Origin of the sequence: Streptomyces sp. DvalAA-43, from assembly GCF_900091725.1 — a bacterium.
GTDB lineage: Bacteria > Actinomycetota > Actinomycetes > Streptomycetales > Streptomycetaceae > Streptomyces > Streptomyces pulveraceus.
Genome location: NZ_FMBW01000044.1, coordinates 558,072 through 581,723, shown reverse-complemented (window position 1 = coordinate 581,723; position 23,652 = coordinate 558,072). Strand labels below are relative to the sequence as shown.

Sequence of the window (23,652 nt, the reverse complement as noted above, 5' to 3'; positions counted from 1 at the left end):
GCAACGGACGGGAAATCGCGTCTTGCGAAGCTGCGCTGCGTAGACCGGACCGCAACACCGCAGCACCCGCAAAGGATGGCTTCCGTGACGTTCAAGGCTGAGTACATCTGGATCGACGGCACCGAGCCGACCGCCAAGCTCCGCTCCAAGACGAAGATCATGGCCGGGAGCTCCTCACAGGACGTGGCGGAGCTGCCGATCTGGGGCTTCGACGGTTCGAGCACCAGCCAGGCCGAGGGCCACGCCTCCGACCGGGTGCTGAAGCCGGTCTTCAGCTGCCCGGACCCGATCCGCGGCGGTGACGACATCCTCGTGCTGTGCGAGGTCTTCGACATAGACATGACGCCGCACACCTCCAACACCCGTGCCGCGCTGCGCCCGGTGGCCGAGCGGTTCGCGGGCCAGGAGCCGGTCTTCGGCATCGAGCAGGAGTACACCTTCTTCGACGGCCACCGGCCGCTCGGCTTCCCCGAGGGCGGCTTCCCGGCCGCGCAGGGCGGCTACTACTGCGGGGTCGGCGCCGACGAGATCTTCGGCCGCGAGATCGTCGAGAAGCACCTCGACAACTGTCTGGAGGCGGGCCTCGGCATCTCCGGCATCAACGCCGAGGTCATGCCCGGCCAGTGGGAGTTCCAGGTCGGCCCGCTGTCCCCGCTGGAGGTCTCCGACCAGCTGTGGGTGGCCCGCTGGCTGCTGTACCGCACCGCCGAGGACTTCGGTGTCTCGGCGACCCTCGACCCGAAGCCGGTCAAGGGCGACTGGAACGGGGCGGGCGCGCACACCAACTTCTCCACCAGGTCGATGCGCGAAGGGCCCGATGGCTACGACGCGATCATCACGGCGTGCGAGTCGCTGGGCGAGGGCTCGAAGCCGATGGACCACGTCAAGAACTACGGCGCGGGCATCGACGACCGGCTGACGGGTCTGCACGAGACGGCCCCGTGGAACGAGTACAGCTACGGCGTCTCCGACCGCGGCGCCTCGGTCCGTATCCCGTGGCAGGTCGAGAAGGACCGGAAGGGCTACATCGAGGACCGCCGCCCGAACGCCAACGTCGACCCGTACGTCGTCACGCGGCTGATCGTCGACACCTGCTGCACCGCGCTGGAGAAGGCCGACCAGGTCTGATCCCGGCCCGCCGTCCGCACGAGGGGGCGCCCGTCCTGCCGGGACGGGCGCCCCCTCGTTGCCGTGTGCCGGGCAACCGGCGCGGGCGGCCGGTGGGTTGGGCGATGGGTTGGGCGATGGGTTGGGCGGGCACCGGCCGATGCGGGTGCCGGACCGCCGGTTGCGGCGGGCCGGGGTGAGGAAGGTAACGCAAAGGGTTCGTATCGACGGGTGGGAGAGGTCTGCTGCGCCGTGAGGTTCTCTGGTTCAATGGGGACATGGCCAGCTTCCAGCACCCCTCGACAGGTCGCAGCGACCTCGAACCGTTCTGGCCTTCCCGTCAGCACCATGACTTCGACCGGGTGTGTTGTCGCGCGTCGAACGCGCAGGCCCTCTAAAGCCGCCTCACCCCGGCCTTCGGCCCGCGCGCAAGCAAGTCCGTCCACCGACGACTCCTTCGCGCGAAAGAGCTGACCCCTCATGGCGAACACCCGTACCTTCTCCGCCGCGGCCGCTGCCACCTCAGCGTCCTCGGCGTCCGCTGCGGCCACCACCTCCGCCCGCTCCCTCTCCCCCAACCGCCACCGGCTGCGTGCCGTCGCCCCCGACGAGGTCGTCCAGCTGGCCGATGTGGCCGAGTTCCTGCCGCCGGGTGCCACCTGGCTGCCCGCGCCCCAGCACACCGTTCCGGCGCTGCCCGGCCGGCCGCCGATGATCGGCTATCTGGTGCTCGTACCGGCCGACCAGCAGCCCGCCGTCACGGCGGCGGCCGCCGCGGCCGCCCAGTACGTGGTGCCGACGCCGGTGGAGGAGCCGGCCGCGGGCCCGGTGCGCATCGATCCCGTGCAGCGCACCGCCGCGGTGGACGGGAGCACCCTCGATCTCACGTACCTGGAGTTCGAGCTGCTCGCCCATCTGGTCGCGCACCCGCACCGGGTGCACACCCGCGACCAGTTGGTGACCACGGTCTGGGGCTACGGGCACGTGGGGGACGGCCGCACCGTGGACGTCCACATCGCCCGGCTGCGCCGCAAGCTGGGCGCCGAGCACCGCCGTTCGATCCAGACGGTGCGGCGCGTCGGCTACAAGTACACGCCCTGACGACGCCGCGAGCACGGAGGAGCGGCCCTGGTCCGGTACGTACCGGACCAGGGCCGCTCCCCGTACCGGGTCAGCCGCGCCGGCCGGCCACCACCGGCTCCCGCTCCTGCCCCGGCTCCTCGTGGCCCAGGCCCGGCAGCCGGGTCAGCGCGCGCGGGGTGCGCCAGTTCCGCTCGCCCAGCAGCGCCATCACGGAGGGCAGCAGGATCATCCGTACGACGGTGGCGTCCAGCAGCACGGCGACCGCGAGGCCCACGCCCATCTGCTGCATGTCCTGCATCGACAGCGTGCCGAAGACCGAGAAGACCGCGACCATGATCACGGCCGCGCCGGTCACCGCGCCCGCCGTGCTCCGGATGCCCTCGTCGATCGCCGCCCTGGTGGTCAGACCGCGGCCGCGGGCCTCACGGATCCGGGAGACCACGAACACGTGGTAGTCCATGGAGAGTCCGAACAGGACGACCAGGACGAACAGCGGCATCCAGGACTCGATCGCGCCGACCCCCTCCGAGCCGATCAGCGAGGCCCCCCAGCCGTGCTGGAAGACGGCGACCATCACCCCGTAGGCGGCGGCCACGGAGAGCAGGTTGAGCACGATCGACGTCACGGCGACGACGTACGAGCGGAAGCAGAACAGCATCAGCAGGAAGGTCACCGCCGTGATGAAGGCGAAGACGGGGACGATGCCGCGCTTGAGCTGGTCGTTGAAGTCGACGGATCCGGCGGTCTCCCCGGTCACGTACACCTGGGCGCCCGTGCCGTCGAAGGCTGCGGGCAGCCGCTCCCCCCGGAGTTCGGCGAGCGAGGACCGGCCGTCCGGGAGCGGTACCTCGATCTCCGCGACGTTCTGCGCCCGGTGGACGGTCACCTTGTCGAAGCCGTGGAACGCCTTGCGCAGCGCGGGTGCCCCGATGTCGTCGGCCTTGACCACCACGCGGGCCGGGTCGGGGCCGCCGGGGAAGCTCTCACTGATCTCCCGGTAGGCGACGGAGAGCTGCGAGTGGGAGCCGAACTGCTTCTCCAGACCCAGCTGTTCGGTCTTCATGCCGAGGGCGGGCGCGGCCAGGGCGAGCAGGACGACGACCGAGGCGACCGCGAAGGTCCTGGGCCGCGACAGCACCGGCCGCAGCACCGTACCGGCGATCCCGCCGCCGGTGCGTGCGCGCCGGCTCCCCCGCCGGCCGAGGAAGGGCACCCGTCCCGCGTCGATCCGGTCGCCCAGCCAGGACAGCAGCGCGGGCAGCACCGTCACCGAGCCCAGCATGGCGACGAGGACGACGATGATGGTGGCGAGCGCGAAGCCCTTGAACAGCATCAGCCCGGACAGGAACATGCCGGCCATCGCGACCATCACCGTGAGCCCGGAGACCAGCACCGCCCGGCCGCTGGTCGCCGCGGCGATCCGCAGCGCCGTCTCCGCGTCGCGTCCCGCCGCCCGCTCGTCGCGCTCGCGCCGCAGGTAGAACAGGCAGTAGTCGACGCCGACGGCGAAGCCCATCAGGAACATCACCGAGTACGTGGTCTGGAACAGGTGCAGCTGATGGCTGGCGAGCGACAGCAGTCCGAAGGCGGCCATGCAGGCGGTCAGGGCCAGCCCGACCGGGAGGAGCGCCGCGACGACGGCCCCGAAGGCGACCAGCAGAATGCCCAGGGCCAGGGGTACGGCGGTGAATTCGGCCTTCTTGAAGTCCTCGGAGAGCAGGTCGCCGAGCCACTTCCCGGCACTGGCCTCGCCGAACTGGTGGATGGTGACGTCGGGGTGGCCGGCCCGGACCCCGTCCACCGCGTCGAGCACGGGCTGCACCCGGTCGGGCGCCGTCGCCGCGTCGCCCTTCAGGTCGAAGGTGATCAGCGCGTCCTTGCCGTCCCGGGAGGGGACCGGCGCGGTCAGGGCCGCCACCTCGGGGGTGTCCCCGAGGGCTCGGGAGAGTTCGCGGGCGGCACCCTTCCAGTCGCCCGCCTTCGTGGCGGACACCATGACCAGCTCGCCGGCGGGCCGCCCGAGTCCGGCGTCGTCGAGGATCTGCTCGGCCCGCGCCGAATCGCCCGCGCCGTTCTCCGCGGTGGTCATCTCCACCATCCCGGACGCGCCACCGATGCCCGTGGCGAGTACGACGAAGAGCAGCCAGCCGAGTACGGCGGTCTTGCGGTGGTGCGCGCTCCACACACCGATGCGTGCCGCGAGGTTGCGCCTCATGGCGTGTTCGCCCCCAGAAGTTCAGACAGAAGTCAGATGTGGTCGGAAGAAATGCGGCGCCGGACGCGCCGCCGCCGGACACCGATGAATCTAGGAACGGGGAGCCGCCCGCCCCAGCCGCCTCGGCCCCCTCTCCCGGAGCCCTGGGGCCAGTTCGCCGGGGTGGTGCTGGGTACACCCCGCCCGGGTGGCGAACCGGCTGACGCCCGGGGCCGCCGCCGGGTGAGACTGTCTGCGGAACGGGCCCGGCACGAGGGCCCGGCGAGGGGAGACGGACCGGAATGAACTCGGAAAAGGGACGCATACGCGGCGCGCTGCTGGCGGCCGGGCGCGGCTTCGTGGTGTCGATCGCGACCTTGGCCGGTTCGATCACCCTCTTCGTATGGGCCGTGCTCTCGATCGTCTTCATCCCGCTGGGCATCGGACTGGTCACCACCCCCTATGTGCTGGAGCTGGTCCGCAAGCACGCCAACCAGCGGCGGCTGCTCGCGGTCACCTGGTCCGGCATCCGCGTACCGGTCCCGTACCGCCCCTTCCCGAAGGATGTGCGCACCGGGTTCACCGGGCAGGTGGAGCGGACCACGCTGATGCTGAAGGACCCGGCGACCTGGCGCGATCTGCGGTGGCTGCTGGTCGACATGACGGTCGGCTATGTGACGTCGAGCCTGCCGTCCGCGCTGCTCCTGTACGCGCTGGAGGGGCTCGTCCTGGCGGCGGGCCTGTGGCGGGTCTTCACCGACGACCGCTACTGGTACGGCTTCGTCCCGGTCTCCAGCCAGGCGACGGGGCTGGCCGCCGCCGCGCTCGGTGCGGTGCTGTTCACGACCGGTGTGCTGTTCGGCGAGCGGCTGCTCCGGCTGCACTTCGTGATCGTCCGCGCGATGCTGGCCCCCACCCAGGAGGAGGCGCTGGCGCGGCGGATCGACCGGCTGACCGAGACCCGGCACGAGGCCGTGGACACCGCCGCCTCCGAACTGCGGCGCATCGAACGCGATCTGCACGACGGTGCGCAGGCCCGGCTGGTCGCGATGGGCATGAATCTGGGCACGGTGGAGGCGCTGATCGAGAAGGACCCGGCGCAGGCGAAGAAGCTCCTGGCGATGGCCCGGGAGTCGTCCGCGGAGGCGCTGACGGAGCTGCGCGACCTGGTCCGGGGCATCCATCCGCCGGTCCTCGCCGAGCGCGGGCTCGGCGACGCGGTCCGGGCGCTGGCGCTGCGGCTGCCCTTCGAGTCGGAGGTCGAGGCGGAGCTGGGCGGCCGCATGGACGCCGCGGTGGAGTCGGCGGCGTACTTCGCGGTGAGCGAGACGCTGACGAACGCCGCCAAGCACGCGGGGGCGGACCGCGTCTGGGTGGACATCCACCACGAGAACGCCACGCTGCGCATCTCCGTCACCGACAACGGCAGGGGTGGTGCGTCGGTCGGCGGCGGCTCCGGACTGAGCGGAATCGAACGCCGACTCGGTACATTCGACGGCATCATGGCCGTCAGCAGCCCCGCGGGCGGTCCCACCATGGTGACCATGGAGATCCCTTGCGAGTTGTCCTAGCCGAAGATCTCTTCCTGCTGCGCGACGGGCTGGTCCGTCTGCTGGAGGCGTACGGGTTCGAGATCGCGGCAGCCGTCGAGACCGGGCCCGAGCTGACCCGCGCCTTCGCCGAGTCGGAGCCGGACGTCGCCGTCGTCGACGTCCGGCTGCCGCCGTCCCACACGGACGAAGGCCTGCAGTGCGCGCTGGCGGCCCGGCGGGCCAAGCCGGGGCTGCCGGTGCTCGTGCTCTCGCAGCATGTGGAGCAGTTGTACGCCCGCGAGCTGCTGGCGGACGGCAACGGGGGCATCGGCTATCTGCTCAAGGACCGGGTCTTCGACGCCGACCAGTTCGTCGACGCGGTGCGCCGGGTCGCGGCGGGCGGCACCGCGATGGACCCGCAGGTCATCTCGCAGCTGCTGACGCGGCGGTCGCAGGACAAGCCGATGGGCATGCTCACCCCGCGCGAACTGGAGGTCATGGAGCTGATGGCCCAGGGCCGTTCGAACGCGGCGATCGCCTCGCAGATGGTGATCACCGAACGGGCCGTGGCCAAGCACACGTCCAACATATTCGCGAAGCTCGCCCTGCCGCCGTCCGACGACGACAACCGTCGCGTCCTCGCGGTGCTCGCCTATCTGGACCGGGGCTGAGCGGCCCGCACGGCGGGGCGCCGCGACCGGCGCCCCGCCCGTACCGGTCCGTCGTCCACCGGGTCCGGGCCCGCGGCCGTCTCAGTCGTTGAACCAGCCCGGCGCGTCGAGCCGGAGCGCGTCGGCGGGCACCATCGCGCGCAGATCGTCCTCCATCGCGCGCACCCGGTCGGCGCCGAGCGCCTCGGCCCAGCGGGCCCGCAGCCGGTCGAACCCCTCGGCCGATCTGACCAGGACGTCGACGCCCCGCGCGGTCAGCCGGACCAGCTTGCGCCGGCCGTCCCGGGGATCGTCGACGCGCTCCACGTAGCCGAGCCCTTCGAGCTTCTCCACGGTCTTGCCGGCCGCCTGCTTGGAGACCCCGAGCCGTCGGCCGATCTCGCTGGCGGTCGCCCCGTCGCGGCCGACGGCCTGAAGCGCGTAGCCGTACGCGGGGCGGACGTCGGCATGGCCCTGTTCGGCCAGGTCGCGGTGCAACTCGTCGATGAGCGACCGGAATCCGGCGAACAGCAGGAGGGGCAGCTCGAAGCCCGCCCCGTCCTCCCGCGCTGCTCCTCCCCGCCGCTCAGCCATTGCGGAACTCGACAACCTGGTTTACCTTTTCGTCAATCACGTTGTCTATTTTAGCGTGCGCACCCGTCCGAGAGGTCAGCCATGCCCATGCCCACGTCCGCCTTCCCCGACCACACCCTCGAATCCGCCTCCGCCGCCGCCCGCCGCACCATGGAGGCGGTGACGAGGAAGCAGGGCCATCTGCCTCCCGCCGTCGCCCGGCTCGCCACCTCGCCGGAACTGCTCGACGGCTTCCTGAGGGCGAGCGCCGTCTTCGAGTCCACCACCCTCGACCCGCTCTCCCGCGAGGTCCTGATCATGACGATGGCCACCCGCAACGACTGCCACGTCTGCGTGGCGATGCACACGGCGAAGCTCACCGCGCTCGGCGCGGAGCCCGAACTGATCGCGGCGCTGCGCGAGCGGCGGCCCCTGGCGGACGAACGGCTGGAGGCGGTACGGGAGTTCACCCTGGCCGTGCTCGCGACGGCCGGCGCCGTGGACGACGCCACGCTCCGGGCGTTCCTGGGGCACGGATACACCGCCCGCAACGCGCTGGAAGTGGTCCTGGGCATCGGCACGTACACGATGTCGACGCTGGCCAACCGGATGACCGGGGCGCCGCTCGATCCCCGGCTCGCCGCCTTCGCCTGACGGCCGGACGCCCGGCCGCACCGGTGTGACGGCCGAACGGCTGGATCGGAACGAACCGCCGAACGCCCCATTGCCCGCCCCCTCACCCGTCATTAGCGTGCGCACCGCACGCACTTGTTGTCGCATGCACCACCATGAACAACACCGAGGAGTGCGGATCATGACGGAACCCTCCCTGCCCTTCGGCTCCTCCCGGCCGACGAGACGTACGCTGCTGGGCACCGCCGGAGCCGTCGGCGCCGCCGCGGTGGTCGGCGCCGCCACCCCCGCGCACGCCGCTCCTCCGGCCGCCGCTCCGGCCCCGGACCTCGCGGCCGCGCACGAGGCACTGCGCCGGCTGCTGCCGGACCACGCGGACCAGTTCCGGCTCCGCGCCCTCCCCCGGGGCGACGGCGCGCCGGACCGCTTCCGGGTCACCGGCACCACCGGGCGGATCGAGCTCGCCGCCACCACGCCGGGCGCCGCCCTGACGGGGGCGCACTGGTACCTCAAGTACACCTGCGACGCGGTCATTTCGTGGGCCGGCAGCCGTACCGGACTGCCCCGTCGGCTGCCCGCCCCGCGCACCCCCGTCGAGCGCTCCGCGACGGTGGCGCACCGGTTCGCCCTCAACGACACCCATGACGGCTACACCGCCCCGTACGCCGACTGGCCGCGCTGGGAGCGGCTGATCGACGTCCTGGCCCTGCACGGCTGCAACGAAGTCCTGGTCACCGCCGGGCAGGAGGCGGTCTACCACCGGCTGCTCCAGGACTTCGGCTACACCGACGACGAGGCCCGCGCCTGGCTGCCCGCCCCCTCCCACCAGCCGTGGTGGCTGCTCCAGAACATGAGCGGATACGGCGGCCCGCTCTCTCCCGGGCTGATCGGCCGGCGCGCCGCCCTGGGCCGGCGGATCACCGACCGGATGCGGGAGCTGGGCATGGCACCGGTCCTCCCCGGCTACTTCGGCACGGTCCCGGACGGCTTCACGGACCGCAATCCGGGGGCCCGTACCGTCCCGCAGGGCACCTGGAACGGGCTGCGCAGGCCCGACTGGCTCGACCCGCGCACCCCCGTCTTCGCCGAGATGGCCGCCGCCTTCTACCGGCACCAGGAGGAGCTGTTCGGTCCGGCGGACCACTTCAAGATGGATCTGCTGCACGAGGGCGGCACCGCCGGTGACGTCCCGGTGCCGGACGCCGCCCGCGCCGTCGAATCGGCCCTGCACACCGCGCACCCGGGCGCGACCTGGGTGATCCTCGGCTGGCAGGCCAACCCCCGGCCGGCGCTGCTGGAGGCGATCGACACCGACCGGATCCTGATCGTGGACGGCCTCTCCGACCTGGACACCGTCACCGACCGGGAGAAGGACTGGGGCGGGGCGCCGTACGCCTTCGGCACCATCCCGAACTTCGGCGGCCGTACGACGATCGGGGCCAATACCGACCGCTGGACGGAGAAGTTCACGGCCTGGCGCGACAGACCGGGCAGCGCCCTGGCCGGCACGGCGTACATGCCGGAGGCGGCGGAGCGCGATCCGGCGGCGTTCGAGCTGTTCGGCGAGCTGGCCTGGCGGACCGAGAAGATCGACCGGGAGGCGTGGTTCCGGGCGTACCCGACGTTCCGGTACGGCGGCCGCGACCGCTCGGCACAGGCGGCCTTCGCCGCGCTGGCCGCCACGGCGTACCGGCTGACGAGCACCGACGGCCGCCCCGTCGACTCGCTCTTCTCCCGTCGCCCCAATATCGCCGCGTCCGTCAACACCGCCTTCGACCCGGCCGGTTTCGACCGGGCGTTCGCGGCGCTCCTCGACGTGCGCCCGTCCCTGCGCGACTCGGACGCCTACCGCCACGACCTCACCGATCTGGCCCGGCAGGCGCTCGCCGACCGCTCCCGGATGCTGCTGCCGCAGCTGCGGGCCGCCCAGGCCGACCGGGACGTGGCCAGGTTCCGGGAGCTCGCCGCGCTCTGGCTGAAGCTGATGCGGCTGACGGACACGGTGTCGGGGTGCCACCGGTCCTTCCTGCTGGGGCCGTGGCTGGAGGACGCCAAACGGCTGGCGACGAGCCCGGCGGAGGCGGGGCGGCTGGAGTGGACGGCGCGCACCCTGATCACCACCTGGGCGGACCGGACGGCCGCCGACGACCTCAGCAACTACGCCAACCGCGACTGGCAGGGGTTGATGGGGCAGCTCCATCTCCCGCAGTGGCAGGCGTACTTGGACGAGCTGACCGACGCGCTGGTGGCGGGCCGGGCCGCGAGGCCGTTCGACTGGTACCCGGGCGAGGAGGAGTGGACCCGCCGGACCGACAGCCTTCCGGTACGGGCGACGGGCGATGCCCACCGCACGGCGCGGCGCGTCTTCGACACCCTGTCCACCGCCCCCTACCAGGGCACCGTCACGGTCACGGCCGATCCGGTGGTGTTCGCCCCGGCCAGCACCGGCACGGTGACGGCCGCCTTCCGCAATCTGAACGGCCTGCGCCCCACCGGCCGGATCGACTTCGCGCTCACCGGCCTCGACGCCACCGCGACGGGCCCCGCCTTCCTCGACGAGGTCGCGGCGGGCGGCTCCGGCTCGGTGGGCTGGCGGGTCACGGCCCCGTCCGCACCGCTGACCACTCCGCTGGTGCCGATGCCGTACGGGCTGAGCACCGCGTACGGGCCGCGCGGCGAGGACCGGGTGACCGATCTGCGGCGCGGCGCGGTGTACCTGGCGGCGCCGCTGGAGCCGGGCTGGCACACCTATACGGCGAACGCGGCGGTCTTCGGGCAGCTGGACGGGCGGTTCGCGATCAACGGGGCGGGCCAGGACCTGTGGAAGGGCACCAGCCAGTTCGGCACCGCGTACCGGGCGGGGGCGTGGACCGACGGGGCGGAGGTGACCGTGCGGGTCGACGCGCAGGAGAACACCGGGGGCTGGGCGCGTGCGGGGATCGTGGTGCGCAACGGCCTCGGGACGCCGGGCTCCGCCGGGTTCCTGAATCTGGCGGTGACGCCGTCCAACGGTGTGGTGCTCTCGTACGACACCAACGGCGACGGCACCCTGGACGCCTACCGGCAGATCACCGGGGTCAGGGCCCCGGTGCTGCTGCGGCTGGTCCGGTCCGGGGCCGGGTGCACGGGCTCCTGTTCCACCGACGGCGGGGCGAGCTGGCGGACGGTGGCGACGGTCGCCGTGCCGGGCGCGGCGGCGGCGCAGGACGTCGGGATCTTCATGAGCGCGACGAACGGCGGGAGCGGGCTGCGCGGCACGGCCGGGTTCAGCGGGTGGGAACTGCGGTGAGGGGGCGCCCCGTCGGGCAGCACACGGGCGGGCCGGGGTGACCATCCCATGATTCGCTCGTTCTGCTGAACGTGCGTCCACTGCCAGAAGTACCTTCCGCAGCCGCCCCGTCCGACGGGGAGCAGGCCGGGGCGGCGCTCGTCGAGCACTATCCCCGGCTGGTCCGGCTCGGCTATCTGGTGCTGCCGCCGTCCCTCGGCAGCCACCGCCGGGTGCTGAAGGCGCACGCGCTGGCCCAGCGGTGCCTGCTGGCCGGGCGCCGGGTGGGAGACGGAGGCGGCGGCGTCCGGGGGCCGCGCGGGCCCGGCGGCGCGGCAACGGTGGATCCGTCCTACGCGCGGGCCCGTGGGCGGGTGCTGCGGGCGGCCCTGACGGCGGGCCGGCCACGCCGGTTCGGCCGCGCCCGGCCGTCGTTGCTACCACTGGTCTGGGGGCTGCGGCTGTTCCCGCACTCGGGCGGATCGGACGGACTCGCCCTGGAGAACGCCCTGTCGGCGCTCTCCGGTCCGGCGCGCGCCGCCCACGCCCTGCGCGGTCTGGAGGGGCTGACCGACGCGGAGGTGCGCCGGGTGCTCGCGGCCGCCGGGGTCGCGGACCCGCATGCGGCACTCGCGGCGGCGGAGGGCGTTCCGGCGCCGTACGCGCTCCTCGGCTCCCCGGAGTTCGACCCCTGCTCGCTCCAGGCCCGGCCGCCGGATCTGCTGCGCCGCCGGCAGTACGCGAAGGCGGCGCTGGCGGCCGTCGCGGCGCTGCTGGTGTGCGGGGCGCTGCTGGGGCTGCCGGGCCACGGCTGGGGGCGCGACGCCCGGTCCGCTTCGGCGTACGCCCATGACGCCGCCGTTCGGCAGGCCCTCGATCCGGACAGGGTGAGCCGGATCTCCGCGGATTTCTGGCGGAGTTCGCCGCGTACCGACTTCACCGCCTGGCCCACCCGGGGCGACCGCGCCGGGGACACCGGGCTGCTGCGCCGCGCGCTCGCCGTCTGGGCTCACCCGGACGGCGCGGCACGCATCTCGACCACCCCGGAGACCCCCATCGGGCCTCCGATGGGTGCGCCGCAGCTGCTGTACGCGGGCGAGGTGGGCCGGGCCGCGGTGGTGCTGTTCTACGACGGGCTGCGCGTCGTGCGGTACGCGGAGCCCCGTGACGCGGACCGGGCCGAGGGCGTCGCGCTGGACTTCGCCCGGGTCGACGGCGCGGACCAGGCGTCGGCCGCCGCCCTGATCGTGGTACGCGCGGGCGACCGGATCCGCTATCTCACCGCGCCCTGGGTGACCGCGGTGGCGGTGCGGGACCTGCTGGCGCCGGACGGTGCGCCGCGGCCGCTGGAGCGCCGCCCCGACGGGGTGACCGCCGCGCTGACCAGCCCGGTGACGGCCCGCGACTGCCGTGCCTGGGAGGCGGTCGAGCTCCACGAGGGCCCGGCGGTCCGGCTGATGGCGGACCTCGGCGAGCTGGCCCCCGCCCGGCTGACCTCGGGCCCGCCGTCCGCACCGCACGATGTCGCGGGGCGGGCGGAGCGGGACAGCTGGGCGCGGACCGCCTGTCTGCTCCCGGCGGTGCGGTCGCACGGGGTGCGGTCGGTGAACTCCTGGCAGTTCGCCGAACAGCCGCTGCCCGAGGGCAACGGGTCCGCGCGCTGGCTCTGCACCAGGGCGGAGACCTGGCGGGGTACCGGGAGCCGGGTCCTCGCCCAGTTCCAGGCCCCGTCGGCACCGGACGTCGCGACGGGCGGCCCGCCCGGGACGGTCGCCGCCAGGGCCGAGGACTCCCCGGCCTGCGGGGTGCGCGACCCCCGGGTGCTGGCCGGGGTGCTGTGGAAGTCGCAGGGCGGTCGCTGGTACGTACTGGCGGCGGGCAGCGAGCAGTTCGCCTCGCTGACCGCGTCGGGCGGGGTGGAGGGGCGCTCCGACGGCCGCCTCCTCGCGGTCCCGGCCAGGGCGGGCGACCGGGCGCGGCTCAACGGGACGCTGACGGACGGCAGTCGGGTGGGCGGGCTGCACTGACGCCCCGGGCTCCGGGTCGTCAGGAATTCGCCGCACGCCCCTGTTCCTGCGGGCTACCTCTCAGTACATTGACAATATGTCTAACACGCAGCCAGCGGCGGTCGCGTCGGAGCGGACGCCCCTCAAGGCCCGCAAGGTCTCCTTCGCCTGGGAGAAGACCCCTCTGCACTGGGTGCCGGGCGATCCCTTCACCACGCACACCATCAATGTGCTCCACCTCCTGCTGCCCGCCGGGGAACGCTGGTTCATCCACGTGTACCGGCAGGTGCTGCCGTACATCCACGACGAGCGGCTGCGCCAGGACGTCATCGGCTTCATCGGCCAGGAGGCCGTGCACTCCCAGGCCCATGACGATGTGCTGCCCCGTCTGAAGGAGCTCGGTCTCGACCCGACGCCGTACACCGCGCAGGTCGACTGGTTCTTCGAGAAGCTGCTCGGGGACCGGACGCTGCCGCCGGGCCGGGCGGGCACCTGGTGGCTGATGGAGCGGGTGGCGCTGATAGCGGCGATCGAGCACTACACCGCCTTCCTCGGCGACTGGGTGCTGAACGCCGACGAGCTGGACCGGCGCGGCGCCGATCCGACGATGCTGGATCTGCTGCGCTGGCACGGCGCGGAGGAGGTCGAGCACCGCTCGGTCGCGTTCGAGGTGTTCATGCATGTCGACGGCGGCTACCGGCGGCGGGCGCGCACCTGGGCCACGGCGTTCAGCGCCCTGGTCTTCCTCTGGCAGCGCGGCATCCGCTTCTTCATGGAGAACGACCCGAGCCTGCTGGACGGCAAGGGCTCGTTCAAGGAGTTCTACCGCAGCGGCAAGCGCGGCACCCTGCCCGCCACCGGCGATCTGCTGCGTTCGGTGCCCCGCTATCTCAGCCGCGGCTACCACCCCTCGCAGGAGGGCAGCACGGCCCAGGCCATCGACTATCTCGCCCACTCGCCCGCGGCCACGGCCGCCGAGGCCCGTATGACGGGAACCAGCTGACCATGCCGCTCCCCCTGCCCCGTCTGCGTACCGTCGTCCTGGTCGCGGGCGCCGCACTGCTGGCCAAGCGCGCCCTGCACCGCCGCATCCGGAACTCCCCGCTGTGGCCGCTCCCGGCGCTGGCCGAACCGGTCTCGGGCCACGCCGAGCGCCGCACCACCGCCACCCGCCGGCTGCTGATCACCGAGCGGACCACCCCGGCCGAGGGCGTCGTCCAGCTCCGGCTCAAGGGCTCCGGCCTGCCCGCCTGGCAGCCCGGCGCCCACCTCGACCTGCTGCTGCCCTCCGGTCTGGTCCGCCAGTACTCGCTGTGCGGGGACCCGGCCGACCCCGACACGTACACCGTCGCGGCGCGGCTGGTGGAGGACGGCCGCGGCGGCTCCCGCGAGGTCCACGCGCGGCTCCGGGAGGGCGAGGAGGTGGAGATCCGCGACCCGCGCAACCGCTTCCCGCTCGCCGACGCCCCCGCGTACCTGTTCGTCGCGGGCGGTATCGGCATCACCCCGATCCTGCCGATGCTGCGGTCGGTCGCCGCCTCGGGCGCCGAGTGGCGGCTGCTGTACGGCGGGCGGACCCGCGCCTCGATGCCGTTCCTGGACGAGATCGAGGAGCTGGGCGCGGAGGGCGGCCGGGTGACGGTCGTCCCCGCGGACGAGGCGGGCCGTCCGGACGCCGCCGCGGCCCTGGCGGAGACGGCGGAGGGCACGGCCGTCTACTGCTGCGGCCCCGAACCCCTGATGGACGCGGTCGCCGCCGCCCTCCCGCCCGGCCGCACCCTCCATCTGGAGCGCTTCACGGCGGCGGCCGCGTCATCGGCCGGTTCCGCCCCCTTCGAGGTCGAGCTGCGCCGCTCCGGCCGTACGGTCCAGGTGCCCGCGGACCGGTCGGTGCTGGCCGCGGTGCGCGACGCGCTTCCGTATGTCTCCTACTCCTGCGAGCAGGGCTTCTGCGGAACGTGCCGGCAGAGCGTCCTGGCGGGCGAGATCGACCACCGCGACGAGCTCCTGACCGACTCCGAGCGGGACGACTCGATGCTGATCTGCGTCTCGCGGTGCCGGGGCGAGCGACTGGTCCTGGATCTGTAGGCGCGGACCATGGCCGCCCGCCACCCCTCCCCCAGCCCTCCACTCGGTACGCTGTCCACCATGACGACCGGGGTGCGGCGCAGGATGGGCGTCGAGGAGCGCAGACAGCAATTGATCGGTGTCGCGCTGGAGTTGTTCAGTCACCGCGCCCCGGACGAGGTGTCGATCGACGAGATCGCGGCCGCCGCGGGGATCTCGCGGCCCTTGGTCTACCACTACTTCCCGGGGAAGCAGAGCCTGTACGAGGCCGCGCTGCGGCGGGCCGCCGACGAGCTGGCGGCCCGGTTCGTGGAGCCCCGCGAAGGGCCGCTCGGCACCCGGCTGCTGCGGGTGATGCGGCGGTTCTTCGACTTCGTCGACGAGCACGGGCCCGGGTTCTCGGCGCTGATGCGGGGCGGGCCCGCGGCGGGGTCCTCGACGGCGAACGCGATGATCGACGGGGTGCGGCAGGCCGCCTGCGAGCAGATCCTGGCCCATCTGGGGGTCGAGGAGCCCCCGGCCCGGCTGGAGTTGGTGGTGCGTTCCTGGGTGTCGCTGGCCGAGTCGACGGCCCTGATCTGGCTGGACGGGCGGCGGATCGCCCGCGCGGAGCTGGAGCTCCAGCTGGTGCACGACTTCGCCGCGCTGGCCGCGGTGAGCGCCGCGTACGACGCGGAGATGGCGGGCATCGTGCTGCGGGTCCTCGGGCAGGAACCGGCGGACGGGCCGTTCGGGGAACTGCTGGAGCGGCTCTCCGCCCTGGCGCCCGCCGTACCGGCCGTTCCCCCGCAGCGGCTGCCGTAGGCCGGGTCCGGGAAGCCCGCCGGGCGTACGGCGGGCTTCCCGGACCCGGCGTAACGCCCGTCCGGCTCGCGTTACATGAGCAGTTCGCCCTGGAGCGCGGCCGCCAGGCCCACCTCCGCGTTGTCCGCCCGGCCGCGCTCGAAGGCCCGCTGGTAGGCGGCGTCGCCGACGGCCTCACGGGCCCGGCGTTCGCACGCCTCGCGCAGTGGTCCCAGCTCCGGGGTGCCGCGTTGCGGGTGGCCGACCATGTGCCAGTACACCTGGCCCGTGCCGTAGACCCGGGCGGCGCGGGCACCGGCGCCCTGGGCGGCGATCGCCGCGGCCAGGATGTCCAGGCCGAGCGCGATGCCGAAGCTGTCGCGCATGCGGTGCTTGCCCGCGAGCATCGAGCGGGCGTGGACGGCGGAGGATTCGGCGTCGCCCTGGAGCAGGGCGATCAGGGCGAGCTGGTAGTCGACGTAACTGCGGGTCCAGCACTCGTCCAGGGCCTCGCAGGACGCGCGCAGCACCGCGGCCGCCTCCGCCGCCTCGTCCAGCCGTCCGAGCCCGGTCAGGGCGAAGACCGTGATGAGCCGGCACCGCAGCCGGTAGGCCCGCTCCAGCGGGGTGGCGGTCCCGGTCGAGCGCAGGACCCGGTCGACCTCCCGGAGGCCCGCCTCGGGGCGGCCGGTCATCAGATGGGTGAGGCCGCACAGATAGGCGGCGGCGAGGATGCCCTCGTCGGTGCCGTCGCGCGCCGCTGCCCTGCTGCACTCCCGGCCCAGCCTGCGGGCGGCCGGGTAGTCGCCCTGGAGCATGACGGTGATGCCCAGCACCCACAGGGCGCGGGTGCGGTGGGGGCCCTCGGCCGGTCCGGCGGCCAGGGCGCGCCGGGCGTACTCGCGGGTCTGCGGGAGATGGCCGCAGCAGCACCAGAAGAAGCCGATCCGGCCCGCCATCTCCTGGGCGGCGGCGGTGTCGTGGACCAGCAGGTGGTCGAGGGCGGCGCAGAGGTCGGCGTGCGCCTCGGCGATGCGGTGGTACCAGCTGATCTGGTCGTCACCGGTCCAGCCCGCGTGGGCGTTGCGGGCCAGGCCGAGGAAGCAGGCGGCGTGCCGGTCGGCGGCGGCCCGTTCCTCGCCGAGTTCGGCGAGCCACATCCGGCCGTACTCGCGGATGGTGTCGAGCATCCGGTGGCGTGCGCCGTCGCGTGCGACGACGGACTTGGCGACCAGGCCGTTCAGCGCCCGGCTCACGCCGTCCGCGGTGAGCGGTCCCCCGGCGCAGACCTCGCGGGCCACGGCCTCGTCGAAGTCCCCGCGCAGGACGGTCAGCCGGGCCCAGAGCAGCCGTTCCAGGGGGGCGCACAGCTCATGGCTCCAGCCGATGGCGGTGCGCAGGGTGCGGTGGCGTGGCGGCCAGAGCGAGGTGTCGTCCGGTACCTCGAAGCGGGACCTGATCCGTGCGGCGACCTGTTCGACGGTGTCCCGGCCGAGGGCTCCGGCGGCGAGTTCGATGGCGAGCGGAATGCCTTCGAGGCGGCGGCAGATCTCGGCGGCGGCCTCGGCGTTCCCCGGTTCGTCGAGGGCGAGTCCGGGGGCGGAGGCGGCCGCCCGGTCCCGGAACAGCGTCAGCGCGTCGGCCGCGCCCTCGACGGGCAGCGGATCCACCTCGACGACCTGCTCGCCCCTGATGTCCAGGCGCTGTCGGCTGGTGGCGAGCACGGTGAGGCCGGGGGACGTCGTGAGGATCTCGCCGAGCAGGTGCGCGCAGGCGTGGCGCAGATGCTCGCACGAGTCGAGGGTCAGCAGCATCTCCTTGTCGACGAGCCATTCGCACAGCGCGTCGATGGGCATGCGCAGGGTGTGGTCGGAGAGTCCGACCGCGTCGGAGACGGTCGCGATGAGCAGTCCGTCGTCGTGGAGCGGTGACAGGTCCGCCCACCACGCGCCGTCGCGGTGGGCGGATGCCGACTGCCGGGCCGCGCGGACGGCGAGCCTGGTCTTGCCGACACCGCCGCTGCCGGTGAGCGTGGTCAGCCGGTGCGTGGCGAGGGTGTGTTCCAGCCTGGCAAGTTCCGCTTTCCGTCCGACAAAGCTGCTTGTCTCCTCGGGGATGTTGCTCGCCATGGTCACCGTCGCCGAAACAGGTGGACCGGCCGGCCCCGGCCCCTGGTTCCCGTACGGCGCAGGCACACGAGGACGCCTGGCGTACCGGAGAGGGGCCGGGACCGGCCGGGGGGTGGGAGGGCGCGCCGGGGGTGCGGTGCTGCGGCATTCCCCGACGGCTTGCTGCCTCCCAACCTAGCGCTGTCCTGGCTCAGTTCCGGGAGAACATCGCCACCGTACGTCCCGGAACGGTGAACCTTCCCGAACTCTCCTCATAGGTGGACTTCTTGACAGTAGAATCCGCGCCCGCAGCCTGGACCGGATGGAGTGCGTACCCCTTGCCCGCCAGTGCGGTGACCGTCTGGCGCACGGTGCCGGGGGTCGCGTTGAGGACGACCACCAGCTTCCCGAGCCGCATGGTGATCACGCCCGGTGTCTCGGCCTTCCCGGAGAGCGGGAAGGACAGGGCGGACTGCACCTGCCCGGTGGTGGCGAGACCGAAGTCCCGCTCCGTGGCGCGGATGGTGAGCAGGTCCCGGTACGCGGCGGAGGCGCCGTTGATCCGCGCGCAGCCGGGACGGAGCGCGGGATCGGCCAGCAGCGGCTTCGCGTAGGACCATTTGGGCTCGTTGTCGGCGGCCGGCGGCAGTCCGCGGCCGAAGCCGTTGCCGTCGCGGCAGTCCCAGTGCAGGGCGTTGAACCAGTCGCCGCTGTCGTACGAGTTGCGGTCCAGGGACTTGGAGCGCAGCAGGTCGGTGCCCGCCTGGGAGAGCGAGGGGCCCTGCGAGAGGGTGGCCGTCGCCATGGCCAGGACCTGCATCCGGGCCCGGTCGGCCGCCGAGGTGCCCGCCGGGAGCTTGAAGGCGAGCGTGTCGTAGAGCGATTCGTTGTCGTGGGCGTCCGCGTAGGCGAGGGCGTCGCCGGGGGCGGCGGCGTATCCGGCGGGGGCGCCGTTGTAGTCGACGCCGGAGCCCTTGACCGTGTTCCCGGTGGAGTCGGTGAAGGTGTAGTCGGCGAGGTTGCCGGTGAGACCGACCTTGATCAGGTCCTGATAGTGCAGCAGCCGGGCCTTCTGCTCGGCCTTCGTGCCGTTGGCGGCCGAGGAGTTGGGGTCGGTGTAGAGGCCGGTGGCGAAGCCCTGTACGCCGGGGTCCTCGTCGAAGGGGCTGCCGCCTCGGACGGCGTCGCGGGACCGGTCGGAGAAGGTGGCGATGCCGGTGCCGGCCATGTTCTTCTGGGTGGCCTGGACGAAGCGGGCGTCGTCGGCGATCTCGCCGAAGTTCCAGCCCTCCCCGTACAGGATGATCTTCTTCCCGTCGACGCCGTCCTCGGCGATCGTGAGGGCGTCGAGCGCCTTGCGGACGGCGAGGATGTTGGCCTTGGGGTGGTGGCCCATCAGGTCGAAGCGGAAGCCGTCGACCTTGTACTCCTTGGCCCAGGTGACGACCGAGTCGACGACCAGCTTGCCCATCATGGTGTTCTCGGGGGCGGTGTTGGCACAGCAGGTGGAGGTGGCGACGGTGCCGTCGTCCAGCAGCCGCTGGTAGTAGCCGGGCACGATCCGGTCGAGTACGGACTTGTCGTCCTGGCCGGCGGCGACGGTGTGGTTGTAGACGACGTCCATGACCGTCCGCAGCCCGGCGCCGTTCAGCCCCTGCACCATCTGCCGGAACTCCACGGTGCGCCGGGTGCCGTTCGGGTCGGAGGCGTAGGAGCCCTCGGGGACGGTGTAGTGCAGCGGGTCGTAGCCCCAGTTGAAGCCGTCCTTCGCGGCGGCCTTCGCCACGCAGGCCTGCTGCTCCTGGGAGTCGGGGGCGTACACGGCGAGGTCGCAGGCCGGTTTCCGCTGCGCGGACTTCTTCTCGGGAATGGTGCCGATGTCGAAGGCGGGCAGCAGATGGACGTAGGAGGCGCCGGAGTCGGCGAGCAGCTTGAGGTGCTTCATCCCGTCGGAGCGGGTGTCGGTGAAGGCGAGGTATTCGCCGGGATGCTTCGAGGTGCGGTCCGCGATCGAGAAGTCGCGGATGTGCAGCTCCTGGATCTGGGCGTCGCGCAGCGGGACGGCGGCGGGCTTCCGCAGCCCGGACCAGCCCTTCGGCGCCAGCTTCGGGTCGTCGAGGTCGACGACGAGGCTGCGGGCGGAGTCGGTGGTCAGGGCGGTGGAGTACGGGTCGGTGACCTTGTTGGTGACCATCGTGCGGACAGTGGGCGCCCAGACGTTCACGGCGTACCGGTAGGGCTTGCCGTTCCAGCTCCTCGGTCCGGTGACCGACCAGACGCCGGTGCGGTCGTCGCGCCGCATCGGGACGTTCTTCCCGTCGAGTTCGAGGGCGACGGTCCGGGCGGTGGGCGCCCAGACGGAGAGGGTGGGGCGGCCGCGGTGGTCGAAGACCGGGCCGAGCGCTGCGGTGGCCGCGTGCCTGCCGTACAGGTCGTCGAGCACGCCCGCGCTCTGTACGCCGGTGGCCGCGAGCAGGGCGCCGTTGGCGGCGCGCTGGGTGGCGATGAGCTGGCCGCGCAGGGCCTCACGGACCCGGTCGCGGTCGCGGACGTCGACGGTGAACGCCGGGTAGTCCTTGAGGTTCGGGTGCTTCGCCTTCTGTGCGTCGGTGAGCGCGGAGGGGGTGAGCCGCAGCCACTGGCCCTCGTCGGAGAGTGCGCCGTCGACGACGGAGATGCCGCCGTTCCTCGCGTAGACGAGTTGCTGGCTGGTGGCGCCGGTGGTCTTCACCTTCCATACGACGGTGTCGGCGTCGATCCACTGCGCCTCGGCCCCGGAGAGGTCGGGGGTGGGTACGCCGCCGGTCTGGGGCAGCAGGTAGCCGGGGGTGGCGCCGAGCGTCCAGACCTCGTGCCCGTAGGTGGTGAGGTCGAGCGACTGGTCGCTGGGGAGGTCCTTCTCGTCGCCCTTGTGCAGGATGTAGCTCAGCGAGGTGGCGCCGTCGGTGAGCGGCACCTCGAAGGTGACGCCGGAGGCGTCCTTCTTCGCCGGCTGGAGGGGCCTGGCCCAGTCGGTGGGGTCCTTGGCCCCGGTCCAGGTGTGCAGCCCCCAGCCGTCGTAGTCGCCGTCGGGACGGTAGTAGTGCAGGACGGCCTTGGTGGTGTCCTGCGGCGGGTAGGCGCCGTCGGGGGCCGTGTCGGCCTGGCCGTCCTCGCCCTGCCCGATCCAGACCTGTCCGGTCCGCGCGAGGTCGACGGTGCGCTGCGGTCCGTCGGCGGTGCCGTCCTTCTCGACGGTGTACGGGACGGTGGACGCGTCCTCGTCGAGCTTCAGCCAGGCGAAGGCCCCGTAGGCGTCGCGCCCGGTGAAGGCGGCCGTGGTGTCGCCGGACCTGAGCTTCCAGCCGTCGTAGTCGCCGTCCGCGCGCCGGTAGTGGACGACGGCGTGGTCGCGCTGGACGGCCACCGGCTTCGGCTCGGCGGGGGCCTGTCCGGCGGTGCTCGTGGCGAGGGCGCTCGCGGTGCGGCCCGTGCGGTCGACGACGACCGCCTTGTAGCGCAGCGGTGTGCCGGCCGCCACCTTGCCGTCCAGGTGCTGGGTGACGCGGTACGGGGCGTGGTCGGCGGAACCGAGCGTGGCCCACTTCCCGTTGCCGGTCTGCGCGGCGAACACGACCCGGTTCAGCTGCCCGCCGTCGACGTCGGCGGAGAGCTCGACGGTCCCGGTGGCTCCGGCGGCGGGCGCCGTGAGCGTGATCGAGGGCTTGGTGGCCGGGGCGCCCAGGGGCTTCTCGGCGCGCAGCACGAGGCTGGAGAGGGCGGGGACGGTGACGGTGATCTTCCGGTCGGCGCCATTGCGGACCGTGCCCGAACCACCGTACAGGGTAAGGAAGTTCGTGTTCGGGGATGCGGTGGGGAGCTCGACGGTCCTCGGGGCGGTGCCGTTGTTGGCGGCTACCAGGTACTCGTCGGGCTTCTCGGGGTCCGTGCGGGAGAAGGCGTAGACGGAGCCCTCGGCGTAGCGCTCGGTCTGGACGCCGTCGCGCAGCGCCGGGTTCTTCCGGGTGAGTGCGGAGAGCGCGGCGATGGTGCGGTACAGGGGGTGCTTCGTGTCGTACGCGTCGGTGGCGTGGGTGCGGTCGGTCCCCAGCTCGTCGTCGTCGAGGTAGTCGGCGGTCTTGGAGGCGAACATGGTCTGGCGGGCGTCCTTGTCGCCGCCCGCGCCGGTGAAGCCCTGCTCGTCGCCGTAGTAGACGACGGGGTTGCCGCGGCCGAGGAACATCAGCTCGTTGGCGAGTCCGGCGCGCTTGACCAGCTCGGCGTCGTCCGCCTTCGGGTTGTCCTGCTTCAGGAACGTGCCGATGCGGCCCATGTCGTGGTTGCCGAGGAAGGTGACCTGCTCGTAGGCGTTGGCCTTGTCGGTGGTGTACCGGTAGTCGTCGCCGAAGACGGCGGCGAGCTTCGAGGCCGGGGCACCCTGCGAGGCGTACTGGCGGGCCGCTTCCTGGAACGGGAAGTCGAGCGTCGCGTCGAGCCGGCCCCGGGTGACGTAGGGCGAGGTGATCGCGGTGTCGGCGGAGTAGACCTCGCCGAACATGAAGAAGTCCTCGCGGCCGTGCTTGGCCGCGTAGGTGTCCAGGGCCGTCGCCCACTGGGTCCAGAAGTCCAGGTCGACGTGTTTGACGGTGTCGATCCGGAAGCCGTCGATGTCGAAGTCCCTGACCCACTTCTCGTAGATCTTCTCCATGCCGGAGACGACCTCGGGCCGTTCGGTCCACAGGTCGTCCAGCCCGGAGAAGTCGCCGTACGTGGCGGACTCCCCGGCGAAGGTCGAGTCGCCCCGGTTGTGGTACATCGTCGGGTCGTTGAGCCAGGAGGGGACCTTGGCCCCGGCGGTCCCGGTGTTCTTGGGGGTGTACGGGAACGAGTCCGTGCCCACCTTCGCCAGGCCCTTGGCGTCGTCGAAGGGGCGGCCGTCCCTGTCCAGGTACGGATAGGCGCCCTTCGGCCGGTAGCCGTAGGTCCGCTCGGCGTAGTCGACGGTGTCCGCGGTGTGGTTGGTGATGACGTCGAAGAAGACCTTCATGCCCTTGCCGTGGGCCCGGTCGATCAGCTTCGACAGGTCGGCGTTGGTGCCGAAGTGCGGGTCGACCTGGGTGAAGTCGGTGATCCAGTAGCCGTGGTAGCCGGCCGATGCGTCCTTGCCGGTGCCCTGGACGGGGCGGTTCTTGAAGATCGGGGCGAGCCAGATGGCGGTGGTGCCGAGGCCCTTGATGTAGTCGAGCCGGTCGGTCAGGCCCTTGAGGTCGCCGCCCTGGTAGAAGCCCTTGTCGGTGGGGTCGTACCCGGTCTCCAGGCGCGAACCGGTGAGCCCGCCCCGGTCGTTGGAGGTGTCACCGTTGGCGAACCGGTCGGGCATGACGAAGTAGAACTGTTCGCGCGTCAGGTCGTGACGGGCGGGTTCGGCGGCCAGCCTGGCGTCCGAGGGCGGGCCCGGGGGTCTCGACGTGGCCGACGCGGTTGCCGCCGGGACGACGGGGAGGAGCGCCGCGCAGAGTGCGGCGACGGCTCCCCGTCCGAGGGTGGAACGGGACACGGGCTGGGTCTCCTTGTGTGCGGGTGGGGGCTCGGGGTGGGCGGACTTGTCGGGTGGCGGGGTGGGGCGGGGGCCCACCAGGGCGTCTCCTCGGACGGCGCGGACTCACCCG

The 23,652-nt window shown here is 72.7% G+C and carries 14 protein-coding genes; 10 read left to right on the top strand and 4 right to left on the bottom strand.

The genetic code is table 11. The features are described 5' to 3' along the window. Positions 1-84 precede the first annotated feature (84 nt). Positions 85-1,128, top strand: coding sequence for a glutamine synthetase (gene glnII / locus GA0115234_RS19400; RefSeq protein WP_093543284.1), 1,044 nt, complete (start codon positions 85-87; stop codon positions 1,126-1,128). Positions 1,129-1,587: 459 nt separating this feature from the next. Next, positions 1,588-2,208: a winged helix-turn-helix domain-containing protein gene (locus GA0115234_RS19390; protein ID WP_093543280.1), complete on the top strand. Its 621-nt coding sequence runs from the start codon at positions 1,588-1,590 to the stop codon at positions 2,206-2,208. A gap of 70 nt (positions 2,209-2,278) precedes the next feature. Here the strand turns inward: GA0115234_RS19390 and GA0115234_RS19385 are convergent, their stop codons facing one another. Next, positions 2,279-4,405: an MMPL family transporter gene (locus GA0115234_RS19385; RefSeq protein WP_176729204.1), complete on the bottom strand. Its 2,127-nt coding sequence runs from the start codon at positions 4,403-4,405 to the stop codon at positions 2,279-2,281. A 281-nt stretch (positions 4,406-4,686) separates the two neighbouring features. Between GA0115234_RS19385 and GA0115234_RS19380 the strand changes: the two genes are divergently transcribed. Both GA0115234_RS19380 and GA0115234_RS19375 read left to right on the top strand, forming a co-directional pair. Continuing rightward, a complete protein-coding gene (locus GA0115234_RS19380) occupies positions 4,687-5,955 on the top strand; it encodes a sensor histidine kinase (RefSeq protein ID WP_093543278.1) in 1,269 nt (422 codons plus the stop codon). Beyond that, positions 5,940-6,587 carry a LuxR C-terminal-related transcriptional regulator gene (locus tag GA0115234_RS19375; RefSeq protein WP_093543276.1) on the top strand — a complete coding sequence of 216 codons (648 nt, stop codon included), beginning with the start codon at positions 5,940-5,942 and terminating at the stop codon, positions 6,585-6,587. Before GA0115234_RS19380 ends, GA0115234_RS19375 begins: the two co-directional genes overlap by 16 nt. An 81-nt stretch (positions 6,588-6,668) precedes the next feature. On the opposite strand, the gene GA0115234_RS19370 is transcribed toward GA0115234_RS19375, so the two are convergent. Beyond that, on the bottom strand, positions 6,669-7,160 hold the full coding sequence (locus GA0115234_RS19370; protein WP_093543274.1) for a MarR family winged helix-turn-helix transcriptional regulator: 492 nt from the start codon (positions 7,158-7,160) through the stop codon (positions 6,669-6,671). Positions 7,161-7,247: 87 nt separating this feature from the next. Here GA0115234_RS19370 and GA0115234_RS19365 point away from each other — a divergent pair, with 87 nt between their 5' ends. The 6 genes from GA0115234_RS19365 to GA0115234_RS19340 all read left to right on the top strand — a co-directional run bounded on the left by GA0115234_RS19365 (position 7,248) and on the right by GA0115234_RS19340 (position 15,917). Beyond that, complete coding sequence (locus GA0115234_RS19365) at positions 7,248-7,793, top strand: carboxymuconolactone decarboxylase family protein (RefSeq protein WP_093543272.1); 546 nt, start codon at positions 7,248-7,250, stop codon at positions 7,791-7,793. A 160-nt stretch (positions 7,794-7,953) separates the two neighbouring features. Continuing rightward, on the top strand, positions 7,954-11,061 hold the full coding sequence (locus GA0115234_RS19360) for an alpha-N-acetylglucosaminidase (RefSeq protein ID WP_093543271.1): 3,108 nt from the start codon (positions 7,954-7,956) through the stop codon (positions 11,059-11,061). 71 nt (positions 11,062-11,132) lie between these two features. Next, positions 11,133-13,067, top strand: coding sequence for a hypothetical protein (locus GA0115234_RS19355; protein WP_093543269.1), 1,935 nt, complete (start codon positions 11,133-11,135; stop codon positions 13,065-13,067). Positions 13,068-13,143: 76 nt separating this feature from the next. Beyond that, positions 13,144-14,049: a metal-dependent hydrolase gene (locus tag GA0115234_RS19350; protein WP_093543267.1), complete on the top strand. Its 906-nt coding sequence runs from the start codon at positions 13,144-13,146 to the stop codon at positions 14,047-14,049. Positions 14,050-14,051: 2 nt separating this feature from the next. Further along, entirely contained in the window at positions 14,052-15,134 is a 1,083-nt protein-coding gene (locus GA0115234_RS19345) for a PDR/VanB family oxidoreductase (protein ID WP_093543265.1), read from the top strand. Positions 15,135-15,194: 60 nt separating this feature from the next. Further along, the gene (locus tag GA0115234_RS19340; protein ID WP_093543417.1) at positions 15,195-15,917 is read left to right on the top strand and encodes a TetR/AcrR family transcriptional regulator; all 723 of its coding nucleotides are present in this window, start codon (positions 15,195-15,197) and stop codon (positions 15,915-15,917) included. 71 nt (positions 15,918-15,988) lie between these two features. Here the strand turns inward: GA0115234_RS19340 and GA0115234_RS19335 are convergent, their stop codons facing one another. Then, complete coding sequence (locus GA0115234_RS19335; protein ID WP_093543263.1) at positions 15,989-18,025, bottom strand: ATP-binding protein; 2,037 nt, start codon at positions 18,023-18,025, stop codon at positions 15,989-15,991. A 190-nt stretch (positions 18,026-18,215) separates the two neighbouring features. After that, complete coding sequence (gene pulA / locus GA0115234_RS19330; RefSeq protein WP_093543261.1) at positions 18,216-23,540, bottom strand: pullulanase-type alpha-1,6-glucosidase; 5,325 nt, start codon at positions 23,538-23,540, stop codon at positions 18,216-18,218. Between the last annotated feature and the right edge of the window lie 112 nt (positions 23,541-23,652).